At 68.1% G+C, this 12,049-nt stretch carries 7 protein-coding genes and 1 pseudogene; 3 read left to right on the top strand and 5 right to left on the bottom strand.

Annotation, left to right across the window (positions count from 1 at the left end; translation table 11 throughout):
* Positions 1-711 precede the first annotated feature (711 nt).
* Positions 712-2,967: an LLM class flavin-dependent oxidoreductase gene (locus OP79_RS46830; protein WP_033329322.1), complete on the bottom strand. Its 2,256-nt coding sequence runs from the start codon at positions 2,965-2,967 to the stop codon at positions 712-714.
* Between the two features lie 111 nt (positions 2,968-3,078).
* Here OP79_RS46830 and OP79_RS46825 point away from each other — a divergent pair, with 111 nt between their 5' ends.
* The gene (locus OP79_RS46825; RefSeq protein ID WP_033329321.1) at positions 3,079-3,510 is read left to right on the top strand and encodes a MarR family winged helix-turn-helix transcriptional regulator; all 432 of its coding nucleotides are present in this window, start codon (positions 3,079-3,081) and stop codon (positions 3,508-3,510) included.
* A gap of 564 nt (positions 3,511-4,074) precedes the next feature.
* Here the strand turns inward: OP79_RS46825 and OP79_RS46820 are convergent.
* The 3 genes from OP79_RS46820 to OP79_RS50155 all read right to left on the bottom strand — a co-directional run bounded on the left by OP79_RS46820 (position 4,075) and on the right by OP79_RS50155 (position 9,165).
* Positions 4,075-4,935 carry a 3-hydroxybutyryl-CoA dehydrogenase gene (locus tag OP79_RS46820; protein WP_033329320.1) on the bottom strand — a complete coding sequence of 287 codons (861 nt, stop codon included), beginning with the start codon at positions 4,933-4,935 and terminating at the stop codon, positions 4,075-4,077.
* A gap of 50 nt (positions 4,936-4,985) precedes the next feature.
* Entirely contained in the window at positions 4,986-8,216 is a 3,231-nt protein-coding gene (gene icmF / locus OP79_RS46815; RefSeq protein WP_033329319.1) for a fused isobutyryl-CoA mutase/GTPase IcmF, read from the bottom strand.
* A gap of 607 nt (positions 8,217-8,823) precedes the next feature.
* Complete coding sequence (locus tag OP79_RS50155) at positions 8,824-9,165, bottom strand: MarR family winged helix-turn-helix transcriptional regulator (protein WP_281194457.1); 342 nt, start codon at positions 9,163-9,165, stop codon at positions 8,824-8,826.
* Between the two features lie 244 nt (positions 9,166-9,409).
* Here OP79_RS50155 and OP79_RS46805 point away from each other — a divergent pair, with 244 nt between their 5' ends.
* Positions 9,410-10,081 carry a hydrolase gene (locus OP79_RS46805; protein WP_033329318.1) on the top strand — a complete coding sequence of 224 codons (672 nt, stop codon included), beginning with the start codon at positions 9,410-9,412 and terminating at the stop codon, positions 10,079-10,081.
* Between the two features lie 742 nt (positions 10,082-10,823).
* The gene (locus OP79_RS46800; RefSeq protein WP_245685711.1) at positions 10,824-11,717 is read left to right on the top strand and encodes a pirin family protein; all 894 of its coding nucleotides are present in this window, start codon (positions 10,824-10,826) and stop codon (positions 11,715-11,717) included.
* 53 nt (positions 11,718-11,770) lie between these two features.
* On the opposite strand, the pseudogene OP79_RS53250 reads toward OP79_RS46800, so the two are convergent.
* A pseudogene (locus tag OP79_RS53250) lies at positions 11,771-11,998 on the bottom strand (sugar phosphate isomerase/epimerase family protein); the annotation flags it as partial.
* Positions 11,999-12,049 lie beyond the last annotated feature (51 nt).

Here is a 12,049-nt window from a genome sequence, read left to right as displayed (position 1 = left end):
GCGCGTCGGTCAGTTCGTGTCGCCGCACCATAAGACGCGCCTGCCCGGCCCCAGCACTGATCCACCCACCCCAACAAGAGACATCAGAAGCGCCCTAGCCGCCCCAGCGCATGCAGGGGCAAGTTGACGGTCAGCCACTACCTCGAGCAGGCCATCCCTCACCTTCCGCACCGACGGCCCGGCGGCCGTACGGCCCACCTTCGACTCGGCCGAGAGGTTCCTCGTGGATCACGACGTCGACGTCGGCTCACGCCCGCAGCAAACCACGGTCACCCTCCAGAACTCCGGCGTCATCAAGTACGGCGAGACAGGCTCCGTACATCGCGATGTGCGGGAAGTTTTTACTTGGAAGATGACACATCAGCCTTCTGCGACAGGTCAACCACTTCTGCAACCGCGACGGCACGTCGCCTTCGATGTCGCCGCGCCCATGGCGTGCCCGTCATAGCGGACAACCGCGGTCAACAGCGGTACGAAGCCGCTCACGTGCGGCTCCATCCGAACCGCATATGCACAGCTCAAAGGCGACTGCACGAGTTCACACTGGTCGTTTCTCAGCGGAGAACCCACCGAGACACCTCACTGGTGTCGCACGGTGACATCGCGCGGCAGTGGCTCGAGGTCGCGCCGTGCTTCGCGGGCCCGCCGGGACCTATGTCGGCTGGATCAGCCTGCCTGCGTCGGGCGGCCGGAAGGTATCCGCTCCCGGGGTCATGTCGTCGTCGGATTGATGGGGAAGTTGTCGCGGAAGACGTTTTGCGGATCGTAGGCGCTCTTCACCTGGCGCAGCCGCGCCAGGGTGACCGGCGGGAACGCCTTGGTCAGGGCGGCAGCGTGGTCATGGGTCTCGAAGCTGAGATAGAGGCCGGTCGCCGGGACCTTCTCCCATTCCTCGGCCGCCTGTTGCTCGTGGCCCTGGCGGACCAGGACGGACAGGGAGAAGTTCTGCGTGCGGTGGGCGTAGGCGGTGGCGTCGGCCGGCACATCGTTGATGGCTCCGCCCACTGCGCGGATCTGGAAGTAGCTGGTGTCCCTGCGGTCGAACAGGCCTGTCACCAGGGCGGCAGTGTCGGCGTCGATGTGGTCCACCAGTGCGCTGCGGCTGCGCATCAGGGACTGGCCGTCGTGCTGGTCGTGCGTCGGTGCCATGACCGCCGCGTACGGGACGAGTTGCGCGCTCTGCTGCAGGACCGGGGCGATGGGCAGGAGGCGCTCCAGCGCCCGGGCCGCCCGTTCGGTGTCGTCGCCGGCCCAGACGGCGTACGTCTGGGCGATGCGCCGGCCTCCCTGATGGACGACGATGAGGAACGCGGTCAGCTCGCGGGGGCTGTCCTCCACCACCTTGCCCCACGTTTGGAGGAAGCCCGCGGTGTCGGTGGCGTCGTGCAGGATCTGGGCGAAGGCGACATCGCCGAGCTCGGTGGCCTCGATGTCGAACGAGGTGACGATGCCCATGTTGGCGCCGGCGCCGCGCAGGGCCCAGAACAGGTCGGGGTGGTGCTCGGCGTCCGCGCGCACCAGAGAGCCGTCGGCCAGGACGATGTCCGCGCCCTTGAGGTGGTCGATGGTGAGGCCGTAGGAGCGGCCGAGGAAGCCCTGGCCGCCGGCGGTGGCCAGTCCGCCGACGCCCACGCCGGCGTAGTCGCCGGAGCTGATCGCGAGACCGTGCGGGGCAAGCGCGGCGGCCACCTCGCCCCAGCGAGCGCCGGGTCCGACGCGCACCAGGCGCCGCTCACGGTCGATGAGCTCGATGCCGTCGAGGGCGCCGAGGTCGAGGACGATGCCGCCGTCGTTGGTGGAGGCGCTGCTGATCCCGTGTCCGCCGCTGCGGACCGCGATCGGCACGTGCTGGGCTCGGGCGTAGCCAAGCGCCTCGGAGACCTGCCGCGGTGTGGTGGGGCGCAATACCAGTCCCGGCGAGCCGGACCACACGTATGTGGAACGGACCTTGTGGTACTCGCGGTCTCCCGGCTCCACTGCTCGGTCCGCTAAGTCCGCGGGCAGGCCGTCGTAGTCGATGCCGTCGCGGCGCTTGGCCAGGGCGGCGGCCGGGCGGACGCCGCCGGTCGGCGTGCCGACGGACTCGCGTTCGGCGGCGGCCTGCTCGCGCAGGGCGGGAGCGACCTCCTCGGCGAAGGTCTGGAGCGTCACGGGGTCGTCGGAGGCGAGGATGAAGGTGCCGATGCCGTCCTCCAGGACGAAGGGGAGGAGCTGTTCCACCCACTGCTCGGCCGGACCCTTGATGAAGTCGCCCGAAGTGCCGAAGTCTCCCTGGATGTTGAGCAGACGGCGGATCTCGCGCGGGTCGCGGCCGTGCCGTGCGGCCGACTCGTCGATGATCTCGTTGCCCTCGCTCAGGGTCGGCGAGGACAGATAGCCCAGACTGGGCAGCCAGCCGTCGGCCTTCTCGCCGATCAGCCGGAGCATGCGGGGCTTGTAGGCGCCCAGCCAGATCGGCACGTCATGGGCGGGTGCCGGGCCTCGCTTGGCGCCTTTGACCTTGTAGTACGCGCCGTCGATCCGCAGGGCGCCGCGCTCGTCGACCGCCCAGATGCCGCGGATGACGTCGATGGCCTCGCTAAGCGCCTGGACACTCTCGCCCGGTGTCAGCTTCCGCCCGCCCATCGCCTCGATGGCGTCCCAGAAGCCGCCCGCGCCCAGACCGAGGTCGATCCGGCCGCCCGACAGCAGGTCGAGACCGGCCACCGAGCGGGCCAGGACCGCGGGCTGGCGCAGGGGCAGGTTGGTGACGTTCCCGGACAGGTGGACACGCTCGGTACGGGCGGCGACCCAGCTGATCAGCGTCCAGGTGTCGAGGAAGGCTGGTTGGTAGGGGTGGTCCTGGAAGGTCACCAGGTCCAGTCCCACCTGTTCGGAGTGCACTGCCAGGTCCACCACTCGCTGGGGATCCTGGTTCTGAGGTGTGAGGAATGATCCGAAGCGCAGGTCGTGACCGTAGTCGGTCATGAGAACCGCCCCCTGTTCCTTGCGGGCTCGATCGTGGGAATCACTAGATCGTTGAACATTACCAACGATCGAATCATTCCTGTCATCGGTGACAGTTGATAGAATCGCCTCGTGATCACCAACCGCGTCAGCTTCGTCCTGGCCCGCTTGGGCCGGATCGCCGAGACGGAACTCCGGCAGGCGCTGGCCGAATTGGGGCTCAAGTTCAGTCACGCCCATGTGCTGGGGCTGCTGGCCGAACGCGAGCGCTTGAGCCAGCAGGCGTTGTTGGAGGAACTGAAAGTCGACCCCAGTGTGCTGGTCACGGTACTCAACGGCCTCGAGAACAACGGGCTGGTGGCCCGACGTCGCGATCCCGCCGACCGACGCCGCCATGTCGTCGAGATCTCCGACCGCGGGACCGCACTGGTCGTCCGGGCCGACCGCGCCGTAGGCGCGGCCGAGGCAGAGCTGTTCGCCGGCATCGAGGAGCGGGAGCTGACGGAGCTGCGGCGCCTGCTGCACCGGATCAAGACCGGGGATGCCAGCGCCTGCGAGGAATGACGCCCTCGGGGACCGACGCGGACGTGAGACCGACGACGGCCTGTGACGGATCACAGACCGAGGGGATGGACCTGCACCGCAGCCGCTCGTGTGCTGGTGCGATGTCCGGTGGTGGGGTAGGTGTTGGCGCCCGGCTCTCGACCGGTGATATCAGCGCCGGCAGCACCTGGGAGTGCGCGCACAACTGGTCGTCCTTGCCTGCGAGGACCGACTCCTGCTCCCCTGTGAGCAACTGCGGCTCATCGGTTCCGGGACGCAGGAGTGGACTGTCGTCGTCAGCACTCTCCTGGGCGGGGCGACGCCACCGGCCTTCTCGACCTCGCCGGCACCGCGCCGACAGGCCGCCATCGACGAGCAGGCAGACGCCGTTGACGTAGGCCAGCGTGTCACCGGCCAGGACCGCGGGCGGCCCCGTGATCCCACCAACAGCAGAATGAGCGAGGTCTGGCGCCCCTCACTGCAAACACAGCGAGGGACAATGCCACGACGCCTCCTACGCGTGTCGAAACCGCTGGGTGGCTATCAGTGATCAGCCGAGCCGGTCAAAACATCTCACCTCTGCGCTCAGGCGTCATAGGTGTAGAAGCCGCGTCCGTTCTTGCGGCCGAGGTGGCCGGCGGCGACCATGCGGCGCAGCAGGGCGGGTGGTGCGTACAGGGGCTCCTTGAACTCCTCGTACATGGACTCGGCCACCGCCTGGGCGGTGTCGAGGCCGATGAGGTCGAGCAGGCGGAGCGGGCCCATGGGGTGGGCGCAGCCGAGTTCCATGCCCTGGTCGATGTCGTCGGGGCGTGCGGCGCCGGACTCCACCATGCGGACCGCGCTGAGCAGGTAGGGCACGAGGAGCGCGTTGACGACGAAGCCGGAGCGGTCGGGCGCCTGGATGGCCTGTTTACCCAGTAGCTCGGCGAATTCACGGGTGCGCTGCACGGTGGCGGGCGAGGTGATGAGCGCGGGGATGACCTCGACCAGCCGCTGCACGGGGACAGGATTGAAGAAGTGCATGCCGATGACCCGACCGGGTCGCTCGGTGGCGACGGCGAGGTCGACTATGGGGATGGAGGACGTGTTGGTGGCCAGGACGGCCTCGGAGTCCTCAACCGCCTTGTCCAGGGCGCGCAGCACGTCGGTCTTGATGTCGCGGTTCTCGGCGACGGCCTCGACGACGAACTGGCGGTCGGCCATCTCGCTGAGATCGTGGGTGAAGGAGATCCTGGCCAGGGTCTGGTCCCGCTGCTCCTCGGTGAGCTTGCCGCGCCGCACGCCTCGGTCGAGGGAGGCGGTGATACGGCGGCGGCCTGCCGCTACGGCGTCGGGGGTGGCTTCGGCGACGCGGACGCCGAGGCCGTGGCGGGCGGCGACTTCGGCGATGCCGGAGCCCATGAGGCCACAGCCGACGACGCCGAGACGGGTGATGGGTTCCACTTGAGGTCCTATCTGTGCGGGAATGCGGGCGTGGCTGCCGGTGGGTGAGGTCAGACGTTGCGGCGGTACTGGCCGCCGACTTCGAAGAAGGCGTCGGTGATCTGCTGAAGCGAGCAGACGCGGGCGGCGTCCATGAGTACGGCGAAGACGTTGCGGCCTTCCATCGCCGCTTCCCTGAGGGCGGCGAGGGCGGTGTGCGCCTCGTCCCGGTGGCCGGTCTGGTAGGTGCGTACGCGCCCCAGCTGGGACTGCTTCTCCTGCTCGGTGGCGCGGGCGAGTTCGATGGGGCCGGGTTCGGTGGTGTCGGCGTGCGGGTTGCGGAAGGTGTTGACGCCGATGAGGGGCAGCGTTCCGTCGTGCTTGCGCTGCTCGTAGAGCATCGACTCGTCCTGGATGCGGCCGCGCTGGTACCCGGTCTCCATGGCGCCGAGCACACCACCGCGCTCGCTGATCCGCTCGAACTCCTGGAGGACGGCCTCTTCGACGAGGTCGGTGAGTTCGTCGATGATGAATGACCCCTGCAGGGGGTTCTCGTTCATCGCCAGGCCCCACTCCCGGTTGATGATCAGCTGGATGGCGAGGGCTCGGCGGACGGAGTCCTCGGTGGGGGTGGTGACGGCCTCGTCGTAGGCGTTGGTGTGCAGGCTGTTGCAGTTGTCGTAGATGGCGATGAGGGCTTGCAGGGTGGTGCGGATGTCGTTGAAGTCCATCTCCTGGGCGTGCAGGGAGCGTCCGGAGGTCTGCACGTGGTACTTCAGTTTCTGGCTGCGCTCATTCGCCCCGTAGCGGTCCCGCATCGCGATGGCCCAGATGCGGCGGGCGACCCGGCCGAGGACGGAGTACTCGGGGTCCATGCCGTTGGAGAAGAAGAACGACAGGTTGGGCGCGAAGTCGTCTATGCGCATGCCCCGGGCGAGGTAGGCCTCCACGTAGGTGAAGCCATTGGCGAGGGTGAAGGCGAGCTGGCTGATGGGGTTCGCGCCGGCCTCGGCGATGTGGTAGCCGGAGATGGACACCGAGTAGAAGTTGCGGACCTTCTGGGCGATGAACCACTCCTGGATGTCGGCCATCATTCGCAAGGAGAACTCGGTGGAGAACAGGCAGGTGTTCTGGCCCTGGTCCTCCTTGAGGATGTCGGCCTGCACCGTGCCGCGGACGTTGGCCAGCGCGTGCGCCCGCAGCTCCGCCGCCTCCTCGGGCGACGGGTCACGGCCCTCGGCGGCCCGGAACTTCTCGAGCTGCTGGTCCATCGCGGTGTTGAGGAAGAACGCCAGGATCGTCGGCGCGGGCCCGTTGATCGTCATCGACACCGAGGTGGTGGGCGCGACCAGGTCGAAGCCGTCGTAGAGCGCTTTCATGTCCTCCAGGGTGGCCACCGACACGCCGGAGGTGCCGACCTTGCCGTAGATGTCGGGGCGTTCGTCCGGGTCGCGGCCGTAGAGGGTGACGGAGTCGAAGGCCGTGGACAGCCGGGTGGCGGGCTGCCCCTGGGAGAGCAGCTTGAAACGCCGGTTGGTGCGGAACGGGTCGCCCTCCCCCGCGAACATCCGCGCCGGGTCCTCGCCGTCCCGCTTGAAGGGGAACACTCCGGCGGTGAAAGGGAAGTGGCCCGGCAGATTCTCACGGCGCCAGAACCGGACCAGCTCTCCGTGGTCGGTGAAGCGGGGCAGGGCGACCCGCGGGATGCGGTTCCCGGAGAGGGACTCGCGGGTCAGCTTGGTGCGGATCTCCTTGTCCCGGACCTTCACCACCTGCTCGTCGCCGGAATAGGAGGCCACGATCGCGGGCCACTTCTGGATCTGCTCACCGACCCCGTGCGGGAGCTGCCTGCGGGCGTCGTCGAGCAACGACTCGACGTTCTGGGCGTCGGAGCCGGCCTCGGCGAGTTCGTCCCGTACGGCTTCCAGACGCTGCACACGCCGGGCCGCCTCGGAGAGCTGGTCGGTGTCGGTGTGGTAGTCGCGGACGGTGTCGGTGATCTCGGCGAGATAGCGCACCCGGTCCGCCGGGACGACCTGGCGGATGCCGGAGGAGTGGCGTACGTCGACGGGCGCCAGCGCGCCCTCGGACAGCTGGAGCACCTGCTCGGCGAGGGACGACTTCAGGTGCTGGTAGAGGGCGGTGACACCGTCGTCGTTGAAGGTGGCCGCCGAGGTGCCGTACACCGGCATGTCCTCGGGCCGCTTGTCGAACGCCTCACGATTACGGACCAGTTGGCGGGCCACATCGCGCATGGCGTCCTTGGCACCGCGCCGCTCGAACTTGTTGATCGCCACCACATCGGCGAAGTCGAGCATGTCGATCTTCTCCAGCTGCGAGGCGGCACCGAACTCCGGCGTCATCACATACAGCGACGTGTCGACGAACGGCACGATCGCCGCGTCGCCCTGCCCGATACCCGGCGTCTCCACGATCACCAGGTCGAACCCGGCGGCCTTCACGACGTCGATCACGTCGGACAGGTGCTCGGGGAGCTCGCGGCTGCCACGGGTGGCCAGGCTGCGGAAGAACACCCGGTTGCCGTCGAGGGAGTTCATCCGGATCCGGTCACCGAGCAGCGCGCCACCGCCCCTGCGCCGGGTCGGGTCGACCGCGATCACCGCGATCCGCAACTTGTCCTGCTGGTCCACCCGCAAACGGCGCACCAACTCGTCGGTGAGGGACGACTTTCCAGAACCGCCGGTACCGGTGATGCCCAGCACCGGCACGGGCCGCGTCGCCGCCGAGGTACGCAGCCGCTCCATGAAGTCCGGCGCCAGCTTGCCCAGTTCGGCACCGGTGATGGCGCGGGCGACGGCGAACCGGTCGCCCGCGAGGACAGCGGAGGCATCCGCCGGCTTGCCGTCCCACAGGTCGAAGTCGCAGTCCTTCACCACCGAGTTGACCATCCCGGCCAGGCCCAACCGCTGACCGTCCTCCGGGGAGAAGATCGTCACGCCACTCCCCCGCAGCCGGGCGATCTCCTCGGGCACGATGACACCGCCCCCGCCGCCGACGACGCGGACGTGGTCCGCGCCCTGCGCACGCAGCGACTCGACCAGGTACTCGAAGTACTCCACGTGCCCGCCCTGGTACGACGACACGGCCACGCCGTGCGCGTCCTCCTCCAGTGTCGCGTCCACGACCTCCTGCACCGACCGGTTGTGCCCCAGATGGATCACCTCGGCACCCTGGGACTGAAATATCCGCCGCATGATGTTGATCGACGCGTCATGCCCGTCGAACAGGGCCGAAGCGGTGACCAGGCGAACGGGGTGCACGGGGCGATGCAGTTCAGGCATGGGGGCCTTCCCGGACGGGGCAGGGGGACGGTGACCTCAGAGATACTAGGACGTCCTAGTAAATGACAGGAGGTGATCGCGGTGTGACATATCCCGCGTGGACAATGGTGCGGGGGCCCTGTGTGGCGAGACGTACCTCCAGCACGGCTGCCGCCTGAGCGCCCCGCCATGCGGTTGCGATGGAAAGCGCGTGGCCGTGCGCTTGCCGACCACCAGGATCGGGTGAATGCCCGCACGCGGGTCAACGCGAGTGGAGGCACTGCCGATGACGCCCTTCCCGTCGGGAAGTGCCACCTTCAGGCGTATGCCGTTCATCGGACCCGACAGCGACGCGCTGGACAGGCCGCTCGGGCCGAGCGTGACCTCGTAGCCGTACTCGTAAACCGGGATCGTCGGTCGGACCCGGCCGCAACGCGTTCGCGCCTGCGGGGGTCTGAACCGTCTCACCGGGAGCGGCGGAGGCCGCGTGAACACCGCCGCGGCGGCGATAGTGGGAGGGCATGGCGGGAATCACCGTGAACCCAGAGTAATATGACAGATCAACTATTGATGCGCCAATCACCCACTCAACGCCCCACCCGGGGCGGCTGGCCGGTGCGTTACGACATCAGGGACGATCCGCCTCCAGCCGGCCCAGGATGCGCTCACAAAGCACGGTGAGCATGTCGAGTTCTTCGAGGCTGAGGGGGTCGATGACCAGCCGGCGCACGGTGGCAACGCGCCGGGGGGCGGCCGTCTCGATGGCCGCACGGCCACCAGGGGTGACGACCACGTGGACACCCCGCCCATCCTTGGGGCATTCCTCCCGGGTCACCAGGCCGCGTTTGGCCATGCGGCGAAGATGGTGGGACATGCGGCTCCGCTCCCACTGCACCGTGCTGGCCAGGTCCCGGAAGTGCAGCCCGTCGGGTCCGTCAGCGAGGGCCACAAGGACGACGCAGTCCGCGATGGACAGGTTCCCGCAGTCCTACAATGCACGCGCCAATACACCAGGGAGCCCCTGATGGACGCCGACGACGGCGCGCCAGGCGCGCTGTTCGGGTGGAGTGAGCCAGCGTGTTCTTACCTTCACGCAAACCAACTTGAACCGATAGTTGACGCATCACCAATGATGCGTAATAGTTGAAACATCAACCGAACGCGGCGCACCAAGTACCAAGTACCTACGCGTTCGACGCACTGGAGGAGATCCCGTGAGCGAGTCCCCGAAGACTGGCCTGGACGCCCTGTTGACCCCCGAGGAGAGCGTCCTGGTGCTGATCGACCACCAGCCGTTCCAGTTCGCCAACCTGCACAGCCACGAGCCGACGATGATCGTCAACAACTCCATCGGGCTGGCCAAGACCGCCAAGGCATACGGCGTCCCGACGATCCTGACCACCGTCATGGAAGAGCGCGGCGGCCTCATCATCCAGGGCCTCCAGGACGTCTTCCCCGACCAGAAGCCGATCAACAGAACGACCCTCAACTCCTGGGAGGACCAGCGCGTGGTGGACGCCGTCAAGGCGACCGGGCGCAAGAAGCTGATCATCGCCGGCCTGTACACCGAAATCTGCGTGGCCTTCCCCGCCCTGCAGGCGGCCGGCGAGGGCTACGACGTCTACGTCGTCACCGACGCCTCCGGAGGCGTGTCGGCCGAGGCCCACGACATGGCCGTACGCCGCATGGTCCAGGCAGGCATCACCCCGATCACATGGATGGCCGTCCTCGCCGAGTTGCAGCGCGACTGGGCCCGCACGGACCTCGTCGCGCCCGAAGACCTGGCGACCCTCATGGGGTACTCCGGCGGCGCCGGTGTCGCGTTCGCCTGGGAGATGCAACTCCTCAACACCCCCGTTCCCAACGAGACCACCCCCGGGATGTAAGGGCCGGACCGACACCACGGGGCGGCACCGGCGCCGGTGCCGCCCCGTGCTCGGGCCCGGAGACTTTCACGCATCCCTCCCGGCGCGGCTCCGTCGACGGCGCGGTGTCAGGCGGCCATCGACCAGAGTGAGACACCCCTGTTCCACAGGGCACCGGACCACATCTGCTCAGACCGTCGATCCAGAAGAGTGCCGCCATGACAACCACCCCCGCCGTACCTCCCGTTGCCCCTCACTGAACGACTACTTCGGCGCGATGCAGGCCCTGCTCCCCCACCTCCGCCCCGAGGACGTCTACGCCGGCAACTACCTGGGCATGGTCGAGCCGACACCGCGGTCGACGCACTGATGGCCGTGCCCGGGCGGGCGCGGTGGGCGTACGGCCGCTTCCACTTCGACACCTCCTGGACCACCAGCGGCGAGGCCGACCGGATCCGAGCGGCACGGTTCAACAGCGACGACCAACTCGTGACCATGCAGCTGGCCCTGGACCTGCCGTCGGACAATCCCTCCGCCGCCGACGCCGCCCTCGGCCAGGACGCCGACTCCGGACATGATCGACAGGCAAGACGCATCAGCCATCCGCAGTTCGCCGACGAACAGCCGCAGGTGTTCCACGGCCCAGCGCCGAGTCCTCGCCTCCGCCGGGTCACCTCGCACGGAGACATTCACCAGTTGACACATCACCCACAAAGCGCTTCTCTTGGGTCACACGTCAACGCCACGGGTTGTGCGGAGGCACATGATGCAGGCACAGCAGCAGATCTCGCGCCGAACCGTCGCCCGGATCGAGGACGGGACGCATCTCGGCCCGGACGCTCAGGTCGACGACAAAAGCCTGATGTTCTCTCCGCAGGCCCCGGAACTGACCGACCCTTTCCTCGTGCTGGTCGACGACCTGTTCTCGGAGCCCGGCTTCGAGTGGCACCCGCACCGGGGCCTGGAGACGGTGACGCTGGTACTGGACGGGGTGTTGGAGCATGGCGACAGCATCGGGAACAGCGGCACACTGACCGCCGGGGACGTCCAGTGGATGACCGCCGGTCGCGGGATCATCCACCGCGAGCTCGCCTTCCGCAACGAACGCGCACACATACTGCAGTTGTGGGTCAACCTGCCGGCCGACAAGAAGATGGTCGACAGCCGCTACCAGGACCTGCTTGCCACCGGCCGGCCGACCATCGACCACGACGGTGCCCACATCGACCTCATCTCCGGCGCCGCCGGCGGCCTGACCGCCCCGGCACTCACCCATTGGCCGATCTCCGGCTCGGTGATCACCATGGAACCCGGCCGAAGCCTCGATCACGTCCTGCCCGGCCAGGACCGGGCGTTCTTCACCGTGCTCGCCGGCGCCGTGAGCATCGGCGGCCGCAACGTGACCGCGCGGCAGACGGCCTGGTCCGATCCTCTGCCGGACGCGGACGCGCACCTGTCCGTCATCGGGCTGCGGACCGGTGACGGAGACGCCCTCACCAAGGTCCTGACATTCAGTGGGCCACCCATCCGACAGCCCGTCGCGATGGGCGGGCCAATGGTCATGAACACCCGGGCCGAGATCGAGCAGGCGTTCCGCGACTTCCACACCGGCAGGTTCGGCGCCGTCCCGCGCCAGGCCCGGTTGCAGTACCGATGACGTGTCGCGTCCTTGGCGGCGGCGTGGAACACCAGCGGGCCCAGCCACTTGACGCAGGCGATGACGTCCATGCCCTGCCACATCAGGTGGGAGGGGTCCATCTCGGCGCCGACGTTCGTCAGAGCCCCCTCGTCGACCAGCCGCTTCAAAGTCACCGGCGAGAACACCAGGTTGTGCGGGTGCATCTCGATGGCGACCCGGACGTCGTTCTCCCGGGCCAGCGCGTCGATCTCCTTCCAGAAGTCGACGGCCACGGCCCACTGGTAGTCCAGGACGTCCATGTACACGCCGTCCCACGGATTCACCACCCAGGAGGGGTACTTGGCATCCGG

The sequence above is a fragment of the Streptomyces yerevanensis genome, from assembly GCF_000716805.1.
GTDB lineage: Bacteria > Actinomycetota > Actinomycetes > Streptomycetales > Streptomycetaceae > Streptomyces > Streptomyces flaveus.
Note: the sequence above shows the minus strand (reverse complement) of the source record. Positions and strands in the feature narration are given on the sequence as shown.